Origin of the sequence: Nonomuraea sp. NBC_00507, assembly GCF_036013525.1 — a bacterium.
Taxonomy (GTDB): Bacteria; Actinomycetota; Actinomycetes; order Streptosporangiales; family Streptosporangiaceae; genus Nonomuraea.
In genome coordinates this window covers 5,417,970-5,440,578 of the sequence record NZ_CP107853.1, presented here as the reverse complement: position 1 = coordinate 5,440,578, position 22,609 = coordinate 5,417,970, and the positions used below count along the sequence as shown (strand labels likewise).

Sequence of the window (22,609 nt, the reverse complement as noted above, 5' to 3'; positions counted from 1 at the left end):
AACGGTCGAGTCCTGATGATCCGATGGACCGAGGCGGGGCGGGAACGGTCGGCAGAGTGGCGTTCGGCGCTGGGAGTGCCGCCACCCCAGCGTGTCGTGGTCGCCGACGACCGGATGAGAGCCGCCACCGCCTATCGTCTCGCCTGCGAAGGCACCGCCCTCCTGTGGCGCGGCGACTTCCACAACGCCCGTCAGCTCCTGAGCGCCATGGGCCGCCGCTGCAAGCCCGCCGCTCCGGGATCGGGATTCCACCGTCACCGCCAGGCCCGATCGCAGCGTGCCCGCACGCTGGGCATGCTGCTCATCCCCTACGACGCCGGCCACGTGGTGCCGTTGCGCAGGGCGCCGGACGTGCGCCAGGCCTGCGCCGAGGTCTACGGTCCGCAGGCGCCCCCGGGCGTGGGCCAGCTACGTGAGCTGCTCGGCCTGATCGGCGCCCACGAGTGGCGCGAAAAGGGCGTCTACGTCCCCGCGCTCGGCGCCCGCGTCCACCCGCACCATGGTGTGTTCTCCCCCATCAGGGGCGAATACGTGGATCTGGTCGCGGAGGCGCCGCTGCCCGCCGACCGGCTGGCGTTCGACATCGGCACGGGCACGGGGGTGCTGGCGGCGGTGCTCGCCAGGCGCGGCGTCCGGCACGTCGTGGCCACCGACCTGGAGCAGCGGGCGGTGGACTGCGCCGAGGACAACGTCGCGCGGCTGAGGCTGGGCGGCACGGTGGAGATCGTGCGGGCTGACCTGTTCCCGCCGGGGCGGGCGCCGCTGGTCGTGTGCAATCCACCGTGGCTGCCCGCCACCCCGATCTCGCCCCTCGACCAGGCCGTTTACGATTCAGGCGGGCGGATGTTGGGCGGGTTCCTGAACGGGCTGGCCGAGCACCTCGAGCCCGAGGGCGAGGGCTGGCTGATCCTGTCCGATCTGGCCGAGCACCTGGGGCTGCGCAGGCGGGACGAGCTGTTGGGCGCGTTCGAGCGGGCGGGGCTGCGGGTCGCCGGCCGCCGGGACGTCGCGCCGCGCCACCGGAGGCCGAAGGACGCGGCGGACCCCCTGCACGCGGCCCGCGCCGCCGAGGTGACGTCGCTCTGGCGGCTCACCCCGCGTGCCCGCTGAATGCTTTCCGGTAGGCCGAGGGGGACGTACGCATGGTCTTGGAGAAATGGTGGCGGAACGTCACCGGGCTCTCGAACCCGACCGCCGCCCCGATCTCCTCGACCGGCGCCGCCGTGGACTCCAGCATCGTCAGGCTGGCGGCCACCCGCTGCGCGATCACCCACCGCAACGGGCTGGTGCCGGTCTGGCGCTTGAAATGCCGGATGAACGACCGTTGAGACATGTTGGCCACCCTGGCCAGGTCCGCCACGGCAATGGGCCGGGCCAGGTTGTCCATGGCCCACGACATCGCCCTGGCCACCGCGTCATCGTCCTCGACCGCCGTGACCGCGGCCTCGATGAACTGCGCCTGCCCGCCCTCCCGGTGCGGCGGCACGACCAGGCGGCGGGCCACGGTGTTGGCCACGCCGGGGCCGTGGTCGGTGCGGACGAGGTGGATCAGCAGGTCGAGCCCCGCGGCGCTGCCGGCGCTGGTCAGCACGTCCCCCTCGTCCACGTACAGGACCGACGGGTTGACCCGCACCGCGGGGTGACGGTCCTGGAGCAGGTCGGCGTACCTCCAGTGCGTGGTCGCCACGCGTCCGTCCAGCAGCCCGGCGGCGGCCAGGGCGAACGCGCCCGAGCAGATCGACACCATGCGCGCGCCACGCGCGTGGGCCTGTCGCAGCGCCGCGACCAGCTCTCCGGATGCCGGCGTGTGCACGTCCGCCCCGGGAACGATCACCGTGTCGGCCCCGGCCAGCACGTCCAGCCCGTGCTCGGCCCGCATGGTGAACCCGCCCACCACCCTGAGCGGCTCCAGCGTCTCGGCACACACCTTGAGGTCGTACCAGGGGACGTCCAGCTCGGGCCGGGGCAGCCCGAACAGCTCCACGACGCAGCCCAGCTCGAACGGCGCCATCCCAGCGAAAGCGAGCACGGCCACCCTGTGGGGCCGGTACGGGTCGGGCAGCGCCATGCCCGCATGTTAGCCGGAGCCTCTCCGCGGCAGGAGTGATATATGCACATTTCGGGTGTACAGACGGTTTTGCCGGAAAACCGCTACGACCAGGAGGAGATCACCGAGGCGTTCTCCCGGCTGACCGACTGCGACGAGGAGCTCCTGCGGCGCTTCCACGCCGCGACGGGCGTGACGGGCCGCAACCTGGCCCTCCCGCTGGAGGACTACGCCAAGCTCGACTCCTTCGCCCGCGCGAACGACATGTACGCCGAGATCGCCCTCGACCTGACCGAGCAGGCGCTGCGCGGCGCGCTCGACAAGGCCGGCGTACGCCCCGAGAAGATCGACCACCTGTTGTTCTGCTCCACCACGGGCCTGGCCACGCCCTCGCTCGACGCCCGGCTGGCCCAGCGCGTGGGGCTGCGGCCGGACGTCAAGCGGATGCCCGTGTTCGGCCTCGGCTGCGCGGCCGGCGCGTCCGGGCTGGCGCGCCTGCACGACTACCTGCGCGGCTGGCCGGGACACGCCGCGGCGCTGGTGTGCGTGGAGTTGTGCTCACTGACGATCCAGCGCGACGACACCTCGATCGCGAACCTCGTGGCCAGCGGCCTGTTCGGGGACGGCGCGGCGGCCGTCGTGGCGACCGGGCGCGGGCCCGGACCCGAGGTCGTGGCCACCCGCAGCCGCCTCTACCCCGGGACCGAGCACCTCATGGGCTGGGAGGTGAGCGACCGCGGATTCCGCATCGTGCTGGACCCGGAGCTGACCGCCTTCGTGGAGCAGGCGCTGGCCGCCGACATCCGGCTCTTTCTCACCGACTACGGCCTGACCCCGGACCAGGTCGCCACGTGGATCTGCCATCCCGGCGGGCCCAAGGTCATCGAGAAGATCGTGGACACGCTCGGCCTGCCGTCCAGGGCCCTCGACGTCACGTGGCGCTCGCTGCGTGAGCACGGCAACCTGTCGTCGGTCTCGGTGCTCCACGTGCTGCAGGAGACCCAGGCCCGGCCGGACGCGCCCGCCGTGCTCCTCGCCCTGGGGCCGGGCTTCTCCGCCGAGTTGCTCCTGCTGCACTGGTGATCGCCTACCTGGTCCTGATCGTCCTGGTCATGCTCATGGCCCAGGGGCTGCGCCGGCCGCCCGGAACTGACGCCTCGGTGGCACCAACTGTCACAACTGATCACGTATCGATCGCGGTTTGTGCTCGCTTGAGTCACCGGCCCGGCCGCTGAAGATCCAGTTCCGTCGTACGGGGCGGAGGTGGTTGAGATGAGAATTCGCCCGTTAGCGGTCGGCACCGGGCTCATTGTGCTCCTCGCCGTCGCGGCCTGCGGCGGCTCCGGCAGCATGTCGACCAGCGACGAGAACGCTCCCCAGCACGCCCAGCAGCCGGCCGCGTCCCCGTACCGGCCGGCCCCCACGAAGTCGCCCATTCAGGAGAACGACGAGCAGGACACGACCACGGCCCAGATCTCCACGTTCGCACTGGACGTGGACACCGCCTCGTACGGCTACGCCCGCCGTACGCTCCAGGAGGGCCGCTGGCCCGCGCCCGGCGAGATCCGCCCCGAGGAGTGGGTCAACGCCTTCAGGCAGGACTACGCGCAGCCGCCCGACGACGGGTTCGCCGTGCACGTGGACGGCGCGAAGCTGCCCGGTCGCGACGAGGCCGTGCTGCGCGTCGGCCTGCAGACGCGCGCGTCCGACACGGCGGCGCGGCGGCCCGCCAACCTCACGTTCGTGGTGGACGTGTCCGGCTCGATGGCCGAGCCCGGACGCCTCGACCTGGTCAAGTCGGCCCTGCACACGCTGCTCGACCAGCTCGCGCCCGGTGACCAGGTGTCGATCGTGGCTTTCGACGACGCCGCCGAGGTGCTGGCGTCGATGACCCCGCTGACCGCCAGGGGCGAGCTGAAGAGCGCGGTGGACCGGCTCGTCGTCGACGGCGGCACGAACCTGGAGGCCGGTCTGGTCGCCGGGTACGAGGAGGCGTCCAAGGCGTTCCGCCCCGCCGCCACCAACCGGGTCGTCCTGCTCTCCGACGGCCTGGCCAACCAGGGCAGCACCGAGTGGCAGGAGATCCTGGAGCAGGTCAAGGAGTACGCGGGCAAGCAGGTCGCGCTGCTCACGGTCGGCGTCGGCAGGGAGTACGGCGACGAGCTGATGGAGCAACTGGCCGACAACGGCGACGGCCTGGCCGTGTACGTCAGCTCCCAGGAGGAAGCCGACAAGATCTTCACCACCCAGCTGCCCGCCACTATCGAGCTGCGGGCCCGCGACGCCAAGGCTCAGGTGGTGTTCAACCCGTCGGTCGTGGACAGCTACCGGCTCATCGGGTACGAGAACCGCGCCCTGGCCACCGAGGAGTTCCGCGACGACAGCAAGGACGGCGGCGAGATCGGCCCCGGCCACGCGGTCACCGCCCTCTACTCGATCCGCCTCAAGCCCGGCGCTACCGGGCAGCTCGCCCAGGCCACCGTCCGCTGGCAACACCCCGACACCCGCGCCGCCTCCGAAGCGAGCAAGTCGCTCCAGGCCGAGGATCTGGCCGCCGACGTCTGGGCCAAGGCGACACCGGTCCGGCTCCAGGTGGACGTGGTCGCAGCGGCGTTCGCCGTCTATCTGCGGGACAGGAAGGCGTTCGGCATGGACCTGCCCGAGCTCGGCGAGCACGCCTCGCGGCTGGCCGCGACTTCCGAGGACCCGATGGTGTCGGAGCTGGCCACGCTCATCGAGAAGGCCCGCTCGGTCGGTTAGGCCACCGGCCCGGCCCTGAACCCTGGGGCCGGGCCCTTCTCTCGTGAGATGTCCAGAGCGTACTTTGGGAGTCGTGGAGTCCGATAAACTCGTACTTGGCAAGGGGCTATAGCGCAGTTGGTAGCGCGCCTCCATGGCATGGAGGAGGTCTGGGGTTCGAATCCCCATAGCTCCACAACATCGTCGTCAGAGGGCGGTCGGTCAGCGATCTCGCTGATCCGGCCGCCCTTGATCTTTATGCGGGTGAAGACTGCCCTGTATGCCCAGATGGCGATTAAGGGGGTGGCCGCTACTGCCACCGGCCGAACAGGACCGTCTCGTACGGGGGCGCTTCCACAGTGAGTTTGGTGAGGGTGCCGGTTCCGATATCGGCGGCGTAATACCCGTTGCCGGTCCTGGCCAGAAGGTGATCGGCATCGAGCCACTGTTCGGTGGCCGGGATCGGGAAGTCCCGCACCGCCTTACCGGTCGCGAAATCGATGAGCGTGAAGCCTCGAACCGCGATGACCTTCCCATCGGGTGAGAGCGACGGCCCGTCGTTGCGGTTGAGGAACTCGAAGACGCGCGGTTTCTTGCCTGGAGAGACCCAGCGCAGGTCGCTGTCGCCCTCACAGTCCCGCGTGCCGAGCACCCCCGAAGCGGTCACGCCGTAGAGGCGGCAGACATTTTTAATGATCCTGGTCTCGCTGGTATCAAAGTTGGTGATCGTGGTTTCCGCGACCTCCGCAGGCGAGGTGGCGAAGAACACGCCGTCGCCCGAGATGGCCAGGTGCGGCTCATGCGCCATGACCCGGCCTACCGGTTTCGCGTTGAGCTTCCGGATCTGACCGGTACGCAGGTCGAGCGCGATGTAACGATCCGAGACGTCGTCGATGTAGGCGATGCGATGACCATCGCGGCTCACGGCCACGACCTTCGCGACGTTCGGGATCGCCACATCCTGGCCGGATGCGAGGCGGGCGATGCCTGATGTGCGGACCCAGCGGACGGGGGACTGCGTAGGCGCGAACGGGCTCGGATCCTCGGGGGCGGCGGAAGAGCAGGCCGTCAGCAGGAGTGCCGCCAGGGCGAGCCGGACCTTCATACCGCTCCGATCGTGATGTCGTGCCCGGCCACCTGCGGAGCGTGCGCGACCGGCCGGGTCGCGCCGGTGAGCACGTCCATGAGGTAGACGGTGGCTGAACCGTAACCAGGCGCATAGAGCAGCACCTCGCCAGGTCCCACCCATCGATAGACGCGCCTGAGCTCGGCGGTCGGCGGCAGGTGGGCGTCGACCTTGCGAATCACCTTGCCGTCGAGGTCGAGGATCAGGACACGCCCGCCGGAGGGCACGGCGACCGCCTCGCCATCCGGCGAAACGGCCAGCTCCCATTGAGGATCCAGTTCCGCTGCCCGTAGCTTCGCGATCACTGAGCCGTCCAGGGCCAGGACCTTGATCCCGTCGTAGGAGTAGCTCACCACCAGATGATCGCCCGCCCAACCAAGAAGGAACTCGTCGACCCGTATACGCGTGACGACGCCCGACCGTACGTCGGTGACGACCACGTCGTCCGCTTGTTCCATGGCCAGATGGCGGCTGTCGGCGGAAAAAGCCAGGGCAGCCTTGTAGAAGGCGGTCGGAACGGGAATGATCGCACCGGTCATGACGTCCTGGATCACGACCTGCATCCGGGCGAGGCTGTAGTAGGCGAGCTTGCGGCCATCCGGGCTCACCTGCACGTCGGTTTGCGGGAGGGCGTCCGGTAGCCGCCAGCGCCGTCCCGACGTGCCGACCACCAGCCATCCTTCGGACGGATCCGCTGAGGCGAACGGCTCGATCCGTTCGGGGAACAGCTCCTCCCGGACGCGCATGCCGTACCGAATGGGCTCGGCCGCCACGGCGGGCAGAACCGGCAGCGGCGGCGCTGGAGAGGCGAGCGGGACGACGGCAGCCGAGCCGGCCACTCCGAGCAGGCAGAGGCCGGCGACGAGTTTCGGAAAGCGCGCCGACGCCGGTGCCGGCATCGTGGCCGCCTCCCGAAGCCGGGCGGCGAGCGCCGCCCTTTCCTCCTGCGGTACGGCGAGCGCTCGTACCTTGGCCCGGCTCAACCCGCACAGCTCGGCGGTGTCCTCCTCGTCCCATCCCTCATGCAGCGTCGCCACGAGGATCGCCCGCTGCCGCCGGGACAGTCCATGACCCCAGGCGGGCGCATCCCAGAGACGCAGCGGCGACAGGAAGCGGCGAAACATCCGGAAATAGCTGGCAGGGGTGCCGCCGCCCCTGGCGAGTCTCGCCGCCGATCGGCCGGCGAGCAGGGACGCGGCGCGTGCCTGCTGTTCAGCCCAGCCAGTCATTACCCGCCCCCGGCCACGTGAGGTAAGGGATCCATTCGTCCGGCAGCGCCGGGTCGTGGCGCTTGTCGCCCGTCCTGACGTCGATGAGCTGGTACGGCGATCCTTCAACGATGACTTCGTGATCGTTGAACCAGGCGATGATGCCCGGATTCTCTCTCTTGATCAATTTGATCTTCTTGCCGGACATGGCGTCGCTGATCAGAACGCCGTCGAAGTCATATGACGCCACAAGCCGCAGATCCGGCGATACCAGCCCGTCGGTCAGTTTGCCGACGAACGCCCCCGTGCCATCGCGCCGCACGGTCACGAGCCGGGCGTCCTCCCCACGGCGTTCGCAGCCGGGCGCACCCCACACGACGGTGGCGGACAAGCCGGACACCCTGCAGATATCGGGAACCGTGCGGCGCTCGCCGGTCCGGAGGTTCGCGATCAGCGTGCGATCCCGGTACGAGACCGTGACATCCCGGCCGTCGAAGGAGACGTGCAGGTCGGTAAGGCGGCCCGCGTCGGCGAGGTCGTGGACCGTTCCGTCCCGCAGGTCGCGTGCCTGCACGCGGTTGCTCTGGACGTAGACGATCGTGTGACCGTCGCCGCTCACGATGAGAGGGTGTCTGCCTGCACCTCGCCGAGCTCTAGGCTGCGCCCGGATCGTAGGTGAAGCACCCAACCCTCGTCGTGGACCGGCGCCCCGTACAGGATGGGCTCATTCGTGACGCTCGACGGCCACAGGGCATAGACGCCCCAGCCGGCAACGAGCAGGAGCGCCGCGGCGCGGCGGCCGGCTCGGGAGCGACGGGAGCGGCGTGCTAAGCCGGTCCAAGTGCCAGACACGTGGATGATCGTACGGAAGGAGGCGCCGCGGCGGAAGATCGTCGGACCAGCTGACCGGCCACCGGATCACCCGACGGAATGTTACGTTTCCGCAGGCTTCGCCGCGGCGGTGAGGCGTTCCTGCTCCTCCTTGACGATCCGCTCGGCCAGGGCCTCGTCCGAGACATCGATTGCCTCGGGCGTGGACTCGGCGAGGTGGCTGCGCCTGGCGTAGGCGTCGAACAGCTCCGCCTTCGCATAGAGGATCCGCAGCAGCCGTTCGTCCACGCTGCCGGGCGTGAGCAGCCGATGCACCTGGACCCGGCGCACCTGGCCGATGCGGTGGGCGCGGGCCACGGCCTGGCTCTCCACCGTCGGCTTGACCTGCGGCTCGCAGATGATGACGACCGAGGCCGCCTGCAGGTTGAGCCCCACCCCGCCGGTCTGGATCTGCGCGAGCAGCACCGCGTGCCCCCGCGCCGCAGTGAAAGCGTCGACCACCGCCTGGCGGCGTTCGGGTCCGAGGTCGCCACGGAGCGGCCCATGAATCGGCGAGTCGATGGCCGCGCCGACGGTGGTGAGAACATCGCGAAAATAGGAGAACACGACGACCTTGAGCCCGGTACGAGCCGCTTCGTCGACCAGTTCGCGTAACCGCTCCAGCTTGGCAGACCGCTCCGGCACCGCGTACGCGGCGCGGCGCATCGCCATGAACGACCCCGACTCCACCGCCTGGCAGTAGGCGGCGGCGTCGGCGGCGCTGAACTCCTCCCACTCGTCCACGTGGACCAGCTCGGGCAGCTCCGTCAGCACGTCCACCTGGTTGCGCCGCAGGTAGACGGGCGCGACGGCGCGGCGGAACTCCTGCGCCCGTTCGATCCCGTCGCCCAGCTCGATCTTGGAAAACAACCCGGGTTGCAGGTGATCCACCAGAGCGCGGAACTCCTCGACCCGGTTCTCCATCGGCGTGCCGGTCATGAACAGCGCCCACCCGGCCACACGGCACCACCGGGCCACCGCCTTGGAGCGGCGGGTCTCCGGGTTCTTGGCGTAGTGCGCCTCGTCCACGACGAGCATCCCCATCTGCGGCACGAGGTCCAGCCGGTGCAGCCCGTCGAACGTGATGACCGCGACCCCGCCGTTCTCCCGCCAGGCGGCGTGCGCCAGGGGCCGCTCATCGCCATGCAGCCGATAGGCCTTTAAGGAGCTGCGGGCCTCGATCTCCCGCAGCCAGTTGATCAGTACGCTCGCCGGACACACCACCAAGGAATGCGTCGTGCCGTTGGCGTGCAGGTGCGCCAGAACGGCAATGGCCTGAATCGTCTTGCCCAATCCCATTTCGTCACCGAGGATCACCCGGCGCTGGACGAGCGCGAACCGCGCGCCGAACGCCTGGTATCCCCGGAGCGAAACCCGCCGCAGACTGTCGTCGAGCTCATGCTCCCTGACCTGCTCCGCCAGGTCTGCAGGCAGAAACCCTTCCGCGGCGGCCCGGTCCGGCGCGGCGAGGGCGGACAGCTCCGCCAGGAGGTTGTAGTAGTCGGCGGCGCGAATCTCGAAGTCGATCCACGCCTGCATCCCATCCGGCAATGGCCGCAGCAGATCGGTGGTGGCCTGGGCGATGAGCAGCCTAGTCTCGGTCTCGTCGGCCAGCAGGCCGGCGATCCGCTCCGTGGCCTCCTCGGCCCTGGCGCGGCGCCGCTTTCCCGAGAACATTCTGCGTAACCAATTGCTCAGGGGCCGGGCGTGCGGGATCAACCGGTCGAGCCGCTGCACGACCACCTCGGCAGTGTGCCGAGCACGCGGCAGGTCGGGACCGGCGACGACCAACCGGTGCAGGGCGATGAGCAACCGCGTGGTGTCGGCGTCCCGGCTCTCGACGTCGATGTGAGCGATCTTGGAGTCGCGCACGGCCTGCGCGATGCGCTGGGCCGCTCTCTGCGCCTTCCATCGGGTCTGCGGCCCGACGCCGGGCACTTTCTGCAGCTCGTACGCCGTCGCGTCGAGCACGCTGACCACGGTGGTGTAGCCGGCCTCCTCCAACGCCCCGAATCGCAGCCGTCCGCCTGTGACGTCCTTCAGCCGGGAAACCGGCATGGCGGCGAGTTCCGCCCGGGCATGCCGCCCGCGCAGCGGCTCGAGCGCGGCACGGACCTCCGCCACCGCCTTGTCATGCTCGTCGAGGAGCTCCCGCGCGTCGCCGGCCAGCCGCACCGCCCGGCGTAACAAGCTCCGGACGTCCCCCGTGGACCATGACTCCATAGGCCAGAAGGTAGCGCTTAGAGGACGCCTGCGGCGATCGGCGCGTGTCGCGGCGAACTGAGGGATGGAGCGATGGTGCCGCCGGTGGTTTCATACGGCCATGGCGACAGATTGGACGCCAGATCGGTGGGCGCGTGTGATGGCGGGCGTGGAGGAGCAGGACGAGCTCACTCATGTCGATCTTCCTGCGGCCATGTCTGGCCTGCGTCGCCGGCTCGGGTCGGGTACGGACATGACGGTGGAGGCCTTGGCGCTGGCGCGGGAGGCGGCCGTCCGGGCAAGCCTCGGGCCGGTCCGCCCCGCGCACCTGACGGCCGCGGCCGTGCTCTGCGACGGCTGTGTCGCGGATGTGAAGGACGCCGCCGACAGGTCCATGGCGGCCGCGCTAGCCGCGTGCGTTTACGCCGTGCGGCATTCGGACGTGCACGTCGTCACCGGCCTGCAGCCTGCCGATCGGGACTTCGAACGGTTCACCCTGATGTACGACCGCCTGGGGCTGCGAGCAGCGCTCCTCGCCGACCGGTCAACGCCGGAGGAACGTAAGGAGGCGTATGGGGCGGATGTTCTCTACAGCCCGGCCTACGAGCTGTGCTACGACTACGTGCGGGACCACCTGGCATGGCAGGTCGACGAGTATGTTCAGCGGGGCCGCCAGGTCGCGATCCTCGATGGGATCGACGGCATCCTCATCCAGCACGGCAGGTCCCCGGCTGTCGTCAGCCGCACCGAGAGCCGGCCGGACCAATATCGCGACTCCCGTGAGCGTGTGCCATACCTGCGGCCGGGCGAACACTTCCACGTCTCCGGACGGCAGGCCCGGCTGACCCCGCGTGGCCTCGATCATCTGGGTCTGGACCATGGTGTGCACCCTCTCACCCTCATCCGGCGCCGCCGGGTGGAGGAGGCACTCGCGGCGGCCCACTGCTACCACGTGAACCGCGACTACACCGTTCGCAAAGGCGCGGTCGTGGGTGATGTTCCTGCGGAAATCCGGCATGCCTTGGAGGCGAAGGAAGGGCTCGAGATCACCGACGAGACCCAGACGCTCGGAGAGATCCTGCCCTGGGACTACTACCGGACCTACGACACGCTGGTCGGCCTGTCGCCGACGGCCGGCCCGCACGCGTCGATGCTGGACGCTCTCGCCGGAGCGACGGTGGTCATGATCACGCATGACGACGACGTCCTACCCGCTCCGGACGGCCCGACCGCACGCTCCGCTCGCCAATGGATCGCTGACCTGCTCGAATTCACGGAAGTGCGCCGCATTCAGCGGGACACGATCTACGCGCGACGGAGGGCGGCCCTGCACGGCGAGGACGGCGACTGGGTGCCTGGGACGCTGGACTCGGTCGTCGACCGTTATGTGGCCATGTTTCACCCGGACGCTCATGGCCTCCACCGGCACCTGCACGATCTGTACCCCACACGATTGACGGAAGACGACCTGACCGGCGAGCGGGAGCAGGTCATCGAACGCGTCCGGACCGACGCGCAGGCGGCCTTACGGCGCCGTCGGCACGACCTCGGCGAGGACCTCGCCGCCGAGGTGGCGCGCCGGGTGTGGATCTCGGTCACCGACAGAGCCTGGCAGGAGCACTTGATCGCGCTGGAATATCTGTCCGTCGGATTCGTCCCTGAACCTTCGCAGGACCCGCGGGCCCACTACAAGGACCTGGCCGCCCGGTTGTTCTACGACACCGTCGAACGCATCCGGGAGGATTCCATGGGGTTCCTGTTCAACCTCGATGTGACCTGAGCGCGGCGGCGCTCCTCTCCCGCGACGTACCGGCCGGTCGGTACGTTGCTGGATCAGAGCCGGTAGTCGAAGGTGTAGAAGTGCCCGCCGTCCGGGCCGATGACGATGCCCATCTCGCCCCTCAGGCCGCGCAACTCCCCCGTCGCCGAGTCCGGCACCACGGAAATGCGCAGCGACTGCTCACCCTGGTCGCTCACCGCGTTGTGCTGGACGACGAAGCTGCCGGATCGGCCGTGCAGCGTGCCCTCGATGCGTTCGAGCGCCACGTAGGAGCGCGAGTCCTCCACCGGAGTGCTCGCCACCAGCAAGGTGACGACGCTGGTGCCGGTCAGGTCCCCGTGGAAGGTCTTGGACATGGTCACAAGTCCGAGGGTGACGCCGTCGCGGTCCTCGTAAGGCGGCTTGGCGTTCCAGTCTGCGGTGTCGAAGGTGCCTTTGGCGGTCATGCGGTTCATCGTGCCGGGCTTACCTGTCAGCTTCCGTCAGGTACCGGTGAGGCGCTCCACCACCGGCGCGAAGGCGTCCAGGCATTGGGCGTTCACCGACACGTACGAGACCCCGAGCCGGTCCCTGCGCCGCAGCAGGACGTCGGCCATCTCGCCGGGCGTCCCCCGGAGCACGCCGGTGGCGGAGTCGTCGAGGGAGCCGAGCCAGGCGGGCGGCTCGGTGCCGGCGGCGGCGAGGTTCATGCCGAGCTCGAGATCGTCGAAGCGGTCGCCGGCCAGCTCGTACAGCTCGTCCAGCTTCGCCGCCACCTGCTCCTCTGTGGCTTGTGGGGGCACGCCGAGAGCGACCGTGTCGGCCCTGGCCGCGGCCAGCCTGAGCAGCCGGGTGCCGGACGCGGCGAGCAGGATGGGCACGTCCTTGACGGCGTCGATGGTCTCGGAGAGCCGCTCGATCCGCTCGCTCGGCGTGCCGAACCTGACGCCGAGCTCGGCGGCGTCGCGTTCGGCGTCCGGCCGGCCGGCGCCGAGGCCCAGCTCGAACCGCCCGCCGGTGAGGGTCTGCAAGGTGGCGGTCTCCCACGCCATGGCGCGCGGGGTGCGGTTGGCGACGCTCAGCACGTACGTGCCGACGCGCAGGGTCGTCGTGACCGCGGCGGCCGCGGCGCAGGCGGTGAAGGGCGAGAGGGTGCCGAGCGTGTCGGGCACCAGCAGCGTGGCGTAGCCGAGGTCCTCGGCCCGGCGGGCCAGGCCGGTCCAGTCGGGGGCGTGTCCGGCGACCGCGCCGAACCTGAACAGGTGATCGGTCATGCCCTAACGATCGCCGACCGGCACCCCGATGACATCGTCCCGGGGGCCGGTGACCGGCTACATCCGGCGGTGCAGCCGCCCGGGGCGGACTACTCCCCCAGAAGTATCCGCGTGAAGTCGTTGGCGAACGTGCCCGCCGGGTCCAGCCGCCGCGCCAGCGAGCGGAACCGGTCCGGGCAGGACGGCCACCGGGTGAACAGCTTGCCCCAGTGCGGGCGGGGGTCGAACGGCGCCAGCGTCTCCTCCACCAACTCCAGCACCGGCAGCACACCTGCCAGGTCCTTGACCCAGGTGAAGTGGATCCCCACGCTGTCACGCCCGCGGAAGGGGCTGAGCCACAGGTCGTCGGCGGCGATCGAGCGGACCTCCGAAATCTGCAGGACGGGGCGGATCCTGTCGCCGATCGCGTACAGCTCGCGGAGCGCCTTGACGGCGTGCTCCCTCGGAAGGATCAGCTCCGACTGCAGCTCGTCGCCCGCGCCGCTGGGCTCGAAGTCGGGGCGGAAGTGCGGCAGGCGCTCGTGCCACGGTCCCGGCACGCCGAGCTGGAGAGTGCAGCTGTCGGCCGGCATGGCCGGCAGCGGGTGGCGTGGGGCGTCGGCAGGGCGGGTGCCGTACCAGTCGGGGCTGGTCAGCTCCTCGGTGCGCTTCAGCCAGACGCGGGTGTCGCGCCAGTCGGTGAAGAGGCTGACGCTGTAGCCGCTCGACATGATCTCGTCGAAGTCGGTGAGCGCGTCGACGGACAGGCCCTCGCGGACGTATTGGCGCACCTCGAAGGCGGGCACCAGGTCGAGCGTCAGCGACGTCACGACGCCGAGGGCGCCCAGCGCCACGACCGCGCCGGGGAAGTCGGCGTCGCCGCGCGACAGGGTGAGCACCGAGCCGTCGGCGGTGACGAGGTCGAGCGACGCCACGGCGGCGGCCAGCCCCTGGATCGTGTCGCCGGAGCCGTGCGTGCCGGTCGCGACCGAGCCGGCCACGGAGATGTGCGGCAGCGAGGCCATGTTCGCCAGCGCGAAGCCGGCCTGGTGCAGGATCGGCGCGAGCCGCGCGTACGTCATGCGCGCGGGCACCCGCACCTGGGCCGCCGCACTGTCGATCTCCACAGCGTCCGGCATCCGGTCGAGGACCACCAGGTCGCCGGTGGTGTCCGCGACGTCGTTGAACGAGTGGCCGCTCCCCAGCGCCCGCACCTGGGAACTGGCCGAGACGAGCCGCTGGAGCTCGTCGAGCGAGGTCGGGTGATGAACGTCTCGTGCCCGGAATGCGGTGTTTCCCGCCCAGTTGGTCAGCGTCACGGCCTTACCTTCCCACAGCGAACACCTTGTCAGCCCGGCCGGGTGTCGCTAGTTTCATGACCCGCTGACGGAGGTGTGCCGTGCTCTATCTGTCCCAGGCTCTCGGCCTGGTCACGCTCGTGCTCTGGCTCTACTGCCTCTTCGACGTGATCACCACGCCGGACACGCTCTGCCGTAATCTGCCCAAGATCGCGTGGGTGGTGATCGTGTTGTTGTTCCCGCTGGTCGGCTCGATCATCTGGCTGGTGGCGGGGCGGCCGCAGCGGGCTGAGACGCCGACGCGGCCCAGCGCGTTTCCCGAGTACGACCGCCCGGGCCGGTTCGCCGCGACCAACCCGGACGACGACGAGGAGTTCCTGCGCCGCTGCCGCGAACGTGCCGAGGAGCAGCGCAGGAACGCCCCGAAGAAACCCGCCGACGAGGATTAGAGGCCCTGGGCCAGGCGGTAGTACGCCTGGTTCCAGCGCAACTCCTTGGTGAACCGCTCGGTCGTGGTGTCGGCGTCGATGACCAGCAGCTCCACGCCGAGCATGTCGGCGAGGTCGGTCAGCTCCGCCCGGCCGACGGCCGTGGACAGCACCGTGTGGTGCGGGGCGCCGGCGGTCAGCCACGACTCCGTGGACGTCCGCAGGTTGGGGCGAGGGCTCCACACCGCGCGGGCCACCGGCAGCTTGGGCAGCGGCTGCGGCGGCGCCACGATGTCGATCTCGTTGGCCACCAGGCGGAACCTGTCGCCCATGTCGGCCAGGCCCACGACGATGCCGGGTCCCGGCTCGGCGTCGAACACCAGCCGGACCGGGTCCTCCCTGCCGCCGATGCCCAGCGGGTGGATCTCGCACGACGGCGTGCCGGCCGCGATGGACGGGCAGACCTCCAGCATGTGCGCGCCGAGGATGAGCTCATTGCCGGGCGTCAGGTCGTAGGTGTAGTCCTCCATGAAGGAGGTGCCGCCGGGCGTCATGGCCTTGAGCGTGCGCAGCAGGACCGAGGTCTTCCAGTCGCCCTCGCCGCCGAAGCCGTACCCGTCGGCCATGAGCCGCTGCACGGCCAGGCCGGGGAGCTGGCGCAGGCCGCCGAGGTCCTCGAAGTTGGTGGTGAACGCCTTGTAGCCGCCGGCCTCGAGGAAGCTCCGCAGGCCCAGCTCGATCCTGGCCGCGTAGCGCAGCGACTCGTTGCGCTCGCTGAGCAACTCGGGCGCGACGGTGTACTGCTCGGCGTACTCCTTGACCAGCGCGGTCACGTCGGCGTCGGAGGCCGCGTCCACGGCCTCGACCAGGTCGTTGACGCCGTAGGTGTTGACCGAGACGCCGAAGCGCAGCTGGGCCTCGACCTTGTCGCCCTCGGTGACGGCCACGTCGCGCATGTTGTCGCCGAAACGCACGAGCTTGAGCGTGCGGACCTCGGCCAGGCCCGTCGCGGCGCGCACCCAGGTCATGATGCGCTCGCCCACCGCCGGGTCGCTGACGTGCCCGGCGACGGTCTTGCGCGGCACGCCCACGCGGGTCTGGATGTGGCCGAACTCGCGGTCGCCGTGGGCGGCCTGGTTGAGGTTCATGAAGTCCATGTCGATGGTGCTCCACGGGAGCTCGACATTGGCCTGGGTGTGCAGGTGCAGCAGCGGCTTACGCAGCGCGTCGAGGCCGGCGATCCACATCTTGGCCGGGGAGAACGTGTGCATCCACGCGATCACGCCGGCGCACGAGTCGTCCGCGTTGGCCTCGAGCATGATCCGCCGGATCGCGGCGGCGTCGGTGAGCACGGGCTTCCACTCGACGGAGACGGGCAGCTGCTCGGCGATACGCTGCGACTGCTCGGCCACCTGCCGCAGCGTGTCCTCGCCGTACAGTCCCTGGCTGCCGGTCAGAAACCAAATCTTCAACGCGGGCTCCTCTGTCCGTAGACGTTCTGATAGCGGTCGTAGAGGCGGTCGATGTCGTCCTGCGCGATGGGCAGCGGGGCGCCGAGCTGGCGGGCCACGTGCACGGTACGCGCCACGTCCTCGCACATCACGGCCGCCTTCACCGCGGACTTCGGGTCCTTGCCGATGCTGAACACGCCGTGGTTCTGCATGAGCACGGCCTTCGAGCGGTGCCCCTTGAGCGTCTCGACGATGCCCTGACCGATGGAGTCGTCGCCGATCAGCGCGAACGGGCCGATCGGGATCTCGCCGCCGAACTCGTCGGCCATCGCGGTCAGCACGCACGGGATGGGCTCGCCGAGGGCGGCCCAGGCGGAGGCGTACGTCGAGTGGGTGTGCACGACGCCGCCGACGTCCGGCATGTTGCGGTAGACGTAGGCGTGCGCGGCGGTGTCGCTGGACGGCGCGTGCTCGCCCTCCACGAGGTTGCCGTCGAGATCGCACACGACCATGTTCTCCGGCGTCAGCTCGTCGTAGGAGACCCCGGACGGCTTGATGACGAACAGGTCCTCGCCCGGGATCCTGCCGGAAACGTTTCCAGCAGTCCAGACGACAAGGTTGTAGCGGACCAGCTCGGCATGCAGGTCAGCGACAATCTTTCTCATGCGTGTGCCTCGTTCCTGATCGCGCGCAGCGTGTGCAGCATCTGTCCGTCAGCGAAGAAGTCGTGGAGCCTGCGGTATTCGGCGTAGAGCCGGTCGTAGGCATCCGCACGGGCCTCGTCGGGCACGTACGCGGCCTCGGTGCGCTTGCCCATGGCCGCAGCGGCCTCCTCGATGCCCGGGTAGGCGCCGGCGGCGACGGCCGCGTGGATGGCCGAGCCGAGCGCGGGCCCCTGGTCGGAGCCGATGACCGACAGCGGGCGGCGCAGCACGTCGGCGTAGACCTGCATGAGGAAGGGGTTCTTGAGCAGGCCGCCGGCGACGATGAACTCCTCGACGGGCACGCCCGACTTCTCGAAGGTCTCCACGATCATGCGGGCGCCGAACGCGGTGGACTCGATGAGGGCGCGATAGACGTCTTCCGGCTTGGTGGCCAGGGTCTGGCCGATGATCACACCGGAGAGGTTGTGGTCCACGAGCACCGAGCGGTTGCCGCCGAACCAGTCCAGCGCCACCAGCCCGTGCTGGCCCACCGCCTGCTTCTCGGCCAGCGCCGTGAGGGCTTCGTGCCCGTCGGTCCCGAAGGTGTCCACGAACCAGGCGAAGATGTCGCCGACCGCGGACTGACCGGCCTCGTACCCCCACAGGCCCGGGACGATGCCGTCGCGTACGACACCGCACATGCCGGGCACCTCGGCGTGCTGGTCGCTGGGCATGACGTGGCAGGTCGAGGTGCCCATGATGGCCACCATCTGGCCGGGCCGCACGGCGTCGGCGGCGGCGTTGGTGACGTGGGCGTCCACGTTGCCGACGACCACCGCGACGCCCTCGGGCAGGCCCGTCCACGCGGCGGCCTGATCGGTCAGCCGGCCGGCGAGGCCGCCGAGCGGGGCGACCGTGACGCCGCCCACGTCGTCACCGACCTGGCCGGTGGCGAGCTTGCCGACGAAGCCGGCGAAGCCCGGGTTCAGCTCGGCCAGGAACTCCTCCGACGGGTAGACGCCGTCCTGGAAGATGCCCTTGTAGCCGACCGTGCAGATGTTGCGGCTCTCCACGCCGGTGAGCTGCCAGATGATCCAGTCGGCGGCCTCGATCCAGCGCTCGGCCCTGGCGTAGACGTCCGGGGCCTCCTCCAGCAGCTGCAGGCCCTTGGCGAACTCCCACTCGGAGGAGATCTTGCCGCCGTAACGCGGCAGCCAGCTCTCGCCACGGCGCGCGGCCAGCTCGTTGATCCGGTCGGCGTGCGGCTGCGCGGCATGGTGCTTCCAGAGCTTCGGCCAGGCGTGCGGCAGCTCGGGCGTCTCGAAGCACAGGGGCGTGCCGTCGGCCGTGGTCGGCAGGACGGTGCAGGCGGTGAAGTCGGTGCCGATGCCGATGACCTGCTCGGGCTCGACGCCGGCGGCGGCGATGGCCGCGGGCACGGCGATCTTGAGCACGTCGATCCAGTCCTGCGGCGACTGCAGCGCCCAGTCCGGGCCCAGCTTCATGCCGGAGCCGGGGAGGGTCTGCTCGATGACGCGGTGGGTGTACTCGTGGACGGCGCTGCCCAGCTCGGCGCCGTCGCTCACGCGGACGACGACCGCACGCCCGGACAGCGTGCCGAAGTCGACTCCGACCACGTAATTGTTAGCGTTCACATTGAACTCCAGAGGGGGTTTCCGGGGGCATGCCCATCATCTACCGGCACAGGCTGTACTCGACCTCACCACGAAGCTGGGTCTCACGACCAGACGCTCGAACGCGGTGTGGCCCACATCGATCTGCCGCAGCAGCACCTCGATGCAGTGCCTGCCTACCACGTCGAAGTCCTGTCTGACGGTCGTGAGCGGTGGCGAGAAGAATTCGGACTCGGGGATGTCGTCGAAGCCGACCACGCTGATCTGCTCGGGGACCCGCACGCCCAGCTCGCCGAGCGCGCGCAACACGCCGAGCGCCATCTGGTCGTTGGCCGCGAAGACGGCGGTGACGCCGTCCATCGCGGCCAGGCTCTTGCCCGCCTCGTAACCGGCGCGCGGGCTCCAGTCACCGGCCAGCGGCTCGGGCACCGGCCGGCCGGCCTCCTCCAGGGCGGCGCGCCAGCCCTGGAGCCGGCCCTCGGTCTCCAGCCACTCCGGCGGGCCGCTGACGTGCCAGACCGTCTCGTGGCCCTGCTCCAGCAGGTGCCGCGTGGCGAGCTTGGCGCCCTCGACCTGATCGATGCAGACCGCCGACACGTCGGCCCGGTAGGTGGTGCCCTCGACCGCCACCGCCGGCATGCCGGGCGGCAGCCCCTCCAGAGCGGCCGTGGCCGACAGTTGCGGCGCGACCACCACGACGCCGTCCACGCCCTGCTCGGTGAGGTAGTCGATGGCGTCGCGCACATTGTGGGCGTCGATCGTCTTCAGGCTCACGATGCTGACGAAGTAGCCCGCGGTCCTGGCCGCCTGCTCGATGCCGTAGATCGTGCTGGCCGGGCCGTACAGCGTGGTGTCGAAGCTGACCACGCCGAGCGTCCGGGACCGCTTGGTGACCAGGGCGCGGGCGACCAGGTTGCGCCGGTAGCCCAGCCTGGTGATCGCCTCCTCCACCCTGGCTCTGGTGCCGGGCCGGACGTTCGGGTGGTCATTGAGCACCCGGGAGACCGTCTGATGCGATACGCCTGCCTCCCTGGCCACGTCGGCCATGACCGGGAGGCGACGTTTGGGGGTGGTCACGGTCTCTCCTTTCGCGGGGCTCCGAGGATCTTACTTATCGCGACGCGCCTGCCCTGCGCTTGGTCCAGACATCGAACGCGACAGCGGCGAGGAGCACGGCGCCCTTGACGAGCATGACCCGCTCGCTCGGGGAGCCGATGAGGGACATCCCGTTGTTGATGACCGCCATGATCAGGCCGCCGGTGATCGCGCCGACCACCTTGCCGACGCCGCCCTGGACGGCCGCGCCGCCGATGAAGGCCGCGGCGATGGCGTCCAGCTCGAAGCTGTTACCAGCGGTCGGACCCGCCTGGTTGAGCCGGCCGGCGAAGATGATGCCGGCGATCGCCGACAACACGCCCATGTTCACGAAGATCCAGAAGACCACCGACTTGACCTTCACGCCGGACATGACGGCCGCCTGGAGGTTGCCGCCGATGGCGTAGATCTGCCGGCCGAAGACCGTGCGGTTGGCCATCAGCGAGTACGCCAGCACCAGCACCGCCAGCAGCACCAGCACCCACGGCAGGTTCTTGAAGCGGGCCAGCTGCACGACGAGGAAGAGGATCAGCGCGGCCCCGGCCGCCATCTTCAGCACGAACAGCGCCATCGGCTCGACCGACTGGCCGTAGCCCTTGCGGGCGCCCCGGGTGCGCCACTGCGAGGTCACCATGCCGGCGATCGCGACCAGGCCGATGAGGAGGCTGAACAGGTCGGCGCCGCCGAGCGGGCCGAGGCCGATGTTGCCGAGGTAGCCGTTGGTGAAGCCGTTGGCCAGCGTGCGGACCTGGTCGGGGAACGGGCCGATGCCCTGGTTGCCGAGCACGGTGAGGGTGAGCGCCCGGAACAGCAGCATGCCGGCCAGCGTCACGATGAACGCGGGGATGCCGAAGTACGCGATCCAGTAGCCCTGCCAGGCTCCGATCAGCGCGCCGGCCACCAGCGTGATGAGCAGCGCCAGCGGCCACGGCATGCCCATGTTGACCATGAGCACGGCGGCCAGCGCCCCGGTGACCGCCACCACCGAGCCGACCGACAGGTCGATGTGCCCGGCGATGATGATCAGGATCATGCCGATCGCGAGGATCAGGACGTAGGAGTTCTGGACGATGATGTTGGAGATGTTCTGCGGCTGAAGCAGCGCGCCGTCGGTCAGCACCGAGAACAGCGCGATGATCAGCGCGAAGGCGATGTAGATACCGCTCGAACGCAGGTTCAGCGACAGTCCGCCGAGCGACACCCGTCCCGGCTGCCGTGGCGCTCCCCCGTCGCCCTTGGCGCCGACCTGCACGTCGGCGGGCGTGATGCTACTCATCTTTCCTGTCCCTTGGTCATCAAGTACATGAGGTGTTCCTGCGTGGCCTCCTGGTGCGGCACCTCGCCGGTGATGCGTCCCTCGGAGAGGGTGTAGATGCGGTCGCACAGGCCCAGCAGCTCGGGCAGCTCAGAAGAGATCACCAGCACGGCCTTGCCCTCGTCGGCCAGGCGGTTGATGATCGTGTAGATCTCGTACTTGGCGCCGACGTCGATGCCTCGGGTCGGCTCGTCGAGGATGAGCACGTCGGGCTCGGTCAGGATCCACTTGGAGAGCACGACCTTCTGCTGGTTGCCGCCGCTGAGCTTGCCGACGACGCTGTTGACGCTGGGCGCCTTGATGTTCATGCTCCGGTGGAACTCTTCGGCGACCCGGTATTCCTCGTTCTCGTTGACCCAGCCCCGCTTGGACAGGCCTTTGAGGCCGGCCGCGCTGATGTTGCGCTTGATGTCCTCGATGAGGTTGAGCCCGTACCTCTTGCGGTCCTCGGTGGCGTAGGCGATGCCGTGCCTGATCGCGTCCTGCACGTTGCGGATCTCGACCGGGCGGCCGTCCTTGAAGATCTTGCCGGAGATGTGCACGCCGTACGTGCGGCCGAACACGCTCATCGCCAGCTCGGTGCGCCCGGCGCCCATCAGCCCCGCAAGGCCCACGATCTCACCGCGACGCAACGTGAGACTGGCTCCGTCGACCACCTTCCTGCCTGGTTGGCTGGGGCTGTAGACGGTCCAGTCCTCGATGCGCAGCGCCTCCTCCCCGATCGTGGACTCGTGGGGCGGGAAACGGTTGTCCAGCGCGCGGCCGACCATGCCGGAGATGATGCGGTCCTCGGTCACGTGGTCCGAGGCCATGTCCAGCGTCTCGATCGTCCGCCCGTCGCGGATGATCGTGACGGAGTCGGCGATCGCGATGACCTCGTTCAGCTTGTGGGAGATGATCACGCATGTGATGCCCTCGTCCCGCAGGCCGCGCAGGAGGCCCAGCAAGTGGGCGGAGTCGTCGTCGTTGAGCGCGGCGGTCGGCTCGTCGAGAATGAGGAGCTTGACCTCCTTCGACAGCGCCTTGGCGATCTCGACGAGCTGCTGCTTGCCCACGCCGATGTCGGAGATCGGCGTCGTCGGGTTCTCTCGCAGGCCGACCCGCTTCATGAGCTCGCCGGCCTCGTAGTTGGTGCGGTTCCAGTCGATGACGCCGCGCTTGGCGCGCTCGTTGCCGAGGAAGATGTTCTCGGCGATCGACAGCTGCGGGCTGAGCGCCAGCTCCTGGTGGATGATGACGATGCCGGCGTGCTCGCTGTCACGGATGCCGCTGAACTCGCTCCGCTTGCCCTCGAAGGTGATCTCGCCCTCGTACTCGCCGTGCGGGTAGACCCCGGACAGCACCTTCATCAGCGTCGACTTGCCGGCGCCGTTCTCGCCGCAGATCGCGTGGATCTCGCCCCGCCGGACGGACAGGTTGACGTCCTGCAGCGCCTTGACACCTGGGAACGTCTTGGTGATCCCGCTCATCCGCAAGATGTGCTCGGTCATAGTGCCCCTCACTCAGAGCAGCCCCGGGGACGCGCAGGCGTCCCCGGGGC

19 protein-coding genes and 1 tRNA gene are annotated in these 22,609 nt (G+C 69.6%); 6 read left to right on the top strand and 14 right to left on the bottom strand.

Annotated features, from left to right (window positions below; all coding sequences use genetic code 11):
- Positions 1 to 15 precede the first annotated feature (15 nt).
- Complete coding sequence (locus OHA25_RS26495) at positions 16 to 1,110, top strand: class I SAM-dependent methyltransferase (RefSeq protein ID WP_327590176.1); 1,095 nt, start codon at positions 16 to 18, stop codon at positions 1,108 to 1,110.
- Here OHA25_RS26495 and OHA25_RS26490 read toward each other — a convergent pair.
- Positions 1,091 to 2,068, bottom strand: coding sequence for a helix-turn-helix domain-containing protein (locus tag OHA25_RS26490; RefSeq protein ID WP_327590175.1), 978 nt, complete (start codon positions 2,066 to 2,068; stop codon positions 1,091 to 1,093). The two genes, OHA25_RS26495 and OHA25_RS26490, sit on opposite strands and share 20 nt — an antisense overlap.
- A gap of 42 nt (positions 2,069 to 2,110) precedes the next feature.
- Between OHA25_RS26490 and OHA25_RS26485 the strand changes: the two genes are divergently transcribed.
- The 3 genes from OHA25_RS26485 to OHA25_RS26475 all read left to right on the top strand — a co-directional run bounded on the left by OHA25_RS26485 (position 2,111) and on the right by OHA25_RS26475 (position 4,982).
- The gene (locus OHA25_RS26485) at positions 2,111 to 3,130 is read left to right on the top strand and encodes a type III polyketide synthase (protein ID WP_327590174.1); all 1,020 of its coding nucleotides are present in this window, start codon (positions 2,111 to 2,113) and stop codon (positions 3,128 to 3,130) included.
- Between the two features lie 189 nt (positions 3,131 to 3,319).
- The gene (locus OHA25_RS26480) at positions 3,320 to 4,807 is read left to right on the top strand and encodes a vWA domain-containing protein (protein ID WP_327590173.1); all 1,488 of its coding nucleotides are present in this window, start codon (positions 3,320 to 3,322) and stop codon (positions 4,805 to 4,807) included.
- 102 nt (positions 4,808 to 4,909) lie between these two features.
- A tRNA-Ala gene (locus tag OHA25_RS26475) sits at positions 4,910 to 4,982 on the top strand.
- Between the two features lie 114 nt (positions 4,983 to 5,096).
- Here the strand turns inward: OHA25_RS26475 and OHA25_RS26470 are convergent.
- The 4 genes from OHA25_RS26470 to OHA25_RS26455 all read right to left on the bottom strand — a co-directional run bounded on the left by OHA25_RS26470 (position 5,097) and on the right by OHA25_RS26455 (position 10,213).
- The gene (locus tag OHA25_RS26470; RefSeq protein ID WP_327590172.1) at positions 5,097 to 5,891 is read right to left on the bottom strand and encodes a hypothetical protein; all 795 of its coding nucleotides are present in this window, start codon (positions 5,889 to 5,891) and stop codon (positions 5,097 to 5,099) included.
- On the bottom strand, positions 5,888 to 7,141 hold the full coding sequence (locus tag OHA25_RS26465; protein WP_327590171.1) for a WD40 repeat domain-containing protein: 1,254 nt from the start codon (positions 7,139 to 7,141) through the stop codon (positions 5,888 to 5,890). The genes OHA25_RS26470 and OHA25_RS26465 overlap by 4 nt, the downstream gene beginning before the upstream one ends.
- On the bottom strand, positions 7,125 to 7,739 hold the full coding sequence (locus tag OHA25_RS26460) for a hypothetical protein (RefSeq protein WP_327590170.1): 615 nt from the start codon (positions 7,737 to 7,739) through the stop codon (positions 7,125 to 7,127). Before OHA25_RS26460 ends, OHA25_RS26465 begins: the two co-directional genes overlap by 17 nt.
- Before the next feature lie 314 nt (positions 7,740 to 8,053).
- Positions 8,054 to 10,213, bottom strand: coding sequence for a DEAD/DEAH box helicase (locus tag OHA25_RS26455; RefSeq protein WP_327590169.1), 2,160 nt, complete (start codon positions 10,211 to 10,213; stop codon positions 8,054 to 8,056).
- A gap of 100 nt (positions 10,214 to 10,313) precedes the next feature.
- On the opposite strand from OHA25_RS26455, the gene OHA25_RS26450 reads away from it, so the two are divergent.
- Positions 10,314 to 11,972, top strand: a complete 1,659-nt coding sequence (locus OHA25_RS26450; RefSeq protein ID WP_327590168.1) for a hypothetical protein — start codon at positions 10,314 to 10,316, stop codon at positions 11,970 to 11,972.
- Between the two features lie 53 nt (positions 11,973 to 12,025).
- Here the strand turns inward: OHA25_RS26450 and OHA25_RS26445 are convergent, their stop codons facing one another.
- The 3 genes from OHA25_RS26445 to OHA25_RS26435 form a co-directional block, all read right to left on the bottom strand.
- Positions 12,026 to 12,418 (bottom strand): DUF3224 domain-containing protein, encoded by a 393-nt coding sequence (locus OHA25_RS26445; protein WP_327590167.1) that lies wholly within the window; start codon positions 12,416 to 12,418, stop codon positions 12,026 to 12,028.
- A gap of 36 nt (positions 12,419 to 12,454) precedes the next feature.
- Complete coding sequence (locus OHA25_RS26440; RefSeq protein WP_327590166.1) at positions 12,455 to 13,225, bottom strand: LLM class flavin-dependent oxidoreductase; 771 nt, start codon at positions 13,223 to 13,225, stop codon at positions 12,455 to 12,457.
- A gap of 89 nt (positions 13,226 to 13,314) precedes the next feature.
- Complete coding sequence (locus OHA25_RS26435) at positions 13,315 to 14,523, bottom strand: FAD-binding protein (protein WP_327590165.1); 1,209 nt, start codon at positions 14,521 to 14,523, stop codon at positions 13,315 to 13,317.
- An 80-nt stretch (positions 14,524 to 14,603) separates the two neighbouring features.
- On the opposite strand from OHA25_RS26435, the gene OHA25_RS26430 reads away from it, so the two are divergent.
- On the top strand, positions 14,604 to 14,951 hold the full coding sequence (locus OHA25_RS26430; protein WP_327590164.1) for a PLD nuclease N-terminal domain-containing protein: 348 nt from the start codon (positions 14,604 to 14,606) through the stop codon (positions 14,949 to 14,951).
- Here the strand turns inward: OHA25_RS26430 and araA are convergent.
- From araA to mmsA, 6 genes are read right to left on the bottom strand one after another with little or no spacing between them, the layout of a single operon-like run.
- Positions 14,948 to 16,402 carry an L-arabinose isomerase gene (gene araA, locus OHA25_RS26425; protein ID WP_327590163.1) on the bottom strand — a complete coding sequence of 485 codons (1,455 nt, stop codon included), beginning with the start codon at positions 16,400 to 16,402 and terminating at the stop codon, positions 14,948 to 14,950. The genes OHA25_RS26430 and araA overlap by 4 nt on opposite strands.
- The gene (locus tag OHA25_RS26420; RefSeq protein ID WP_327590162.1) at positions 16,399 to 17,046 is read right to left on the bottom strand and encodes an L-ribulose-5-phosphate 4-epimerase; all 648 of its coding nucleotides are present in this window, start codon (positions 17,044 to 17,046) and stop codon (positions 16,399 to 16,401) included. Before OHA25_RS26420 ends, araA begins: the two co-directional genes overlap by 4 nt.
- Entirely contained in the window at positions 17,043 to 18,662 is a 1,620-nt protein-coding gene (araB, locus tag OHA25_RS26415) for a ribulokinase (RefSeq protein ID WP_327591042.1), read from the bottom strand. Before araB ends, OHA25_RS26420 begins: the two co-directional genes overlap by 4 nt.
- Positions 18,663 to 18,716: 54 nt before the next feature.
- Entirely contained in the window at positions 18,717 to 19,736 is a 1,020-nt protein-coding gene (locus OHA25_RS26410; RefSeq protein WP_305922454.1) for a LacI family DNA-binding transcriptional regulator, read from the bottom strand.
- A gap of 34 nt (positions 19,737 to 19,770) precedes the next feature.
- Positions 19,771 to 21,030, bottom strand: a complete 1,260-nt coding sequence (gene mmsB, locus OHA25_RS26405; protein WP_305922453.1) for a multiple monosaccharide ABC transporter permease — start codon at positions 21,028 to 21,030, stop codon at positions 19,771 to 19,773.
- Complete coding sequence (gene mmsA, locus OHA25_RS26400) at positions 21,027 to 22,559, bottom strand: multiple monosaccharide ABC transporter ATP-binding protein (protein WP_327590161.1); 1,533 nt, start codon at positions 22,557 to 22,559, stop codon at positions 21,027 to 21,029. The genes mmsB and mmsA overlap by 4 nt, the downstream gene beginning before the upstream one ends.
- Between the last annotated feature and the right edge of the window lie 50 nt (positions 22,560 to 22,609).

Coding starts and splice junctions, on each gene's coding strand:
- OHA25_RS26480 (WP_327590173.1), top strand. CDS start 3,320: ATGAGAATTCGCCCGTTAGCGGTCGGCACCGGGCTCATTGTGCTCCTC.
- OHA25_RS26495 (WP_327590176.1), top strand. CDS start 16: ATGATCCGATGGACCGAGGCGGGGCGGGAACGGTCGGCAGAGTGGCGT.
- mmsA (WP_327590161.1), bottom strand. CDS start 22,559: ATGACCGAGCACATCTTGCGGATGAGCGGGATCACCAAGACGTTCCCA.
- OHA25_RS26450 (WP_327590168.1), top strand. CDS start 10,314: ATGGCGACAGATTGGACGCCAGATCGGTGGGCGCGTGTGATGGCGGGC.
- OHA25_RS26445 (WP_327590167.1), bottom strand. CDS start 12,418: ATGACCGCCAAAGGCACCTTCGACACCGCAGACTGGAACGCCAAGCCG.
- OHA25_RS26440 (WP_327590166.1), bottom strand. CDS start 13,225: ATGACCGATCACCTGTTCAGGTTCGGCGCGGTCGCCGGACACGCCCCC.
- OHA25_RS26455 (WP_327590169.1), bottom strand. CDS start 10,213: ATGGAGTCATGGTCCACGGGGGACGTCCGGAGCTTGTTACGCCGGGCG.
- OHA25_RS26420 (WP_327590162.1), bottom strand. CDS start 17,046: ATGAGAAAGATTGTCGCTGACCTGCATGCCGAGCTGGTCCGCTACAAC.
- OHA25_RS26490 (WP_327590175.1), bottom strand. CDS start 2,068: ATGGCGCTGCCCGACCCGTACCGGCCCCACAGGGTGGCCGTGCTCGCT.
- OHA25_RS26465 (WP_327590171.1), bottom strand. CDS start 7,141: ATGACTGGCTGGGCTGAACAGCAGGCACGCGCCGCGTCCCTGCTCGCC.
- OHA25_RS26485 (WP_327590174.1), top strand. CDS start 2,111: ATGCACATTTCGGGTGTACAGACGGTTTTGCCGGAAAACCGCTACGAC.
- OHA25_RS26470 (WP_327590172.1), bottom strand. CDS start 5,891: ATGAAGGTCCGGCTCGCCCTGGCGGCACTCCTGCTGACGGCCTGCTCT.
- mmsB (WP_305922453.1), bottom strand. CDS start 21,030: ATGAGTAGCATCACGCCCGCCGACGTGCAGGTCGGCGCCAAGGGCGAC.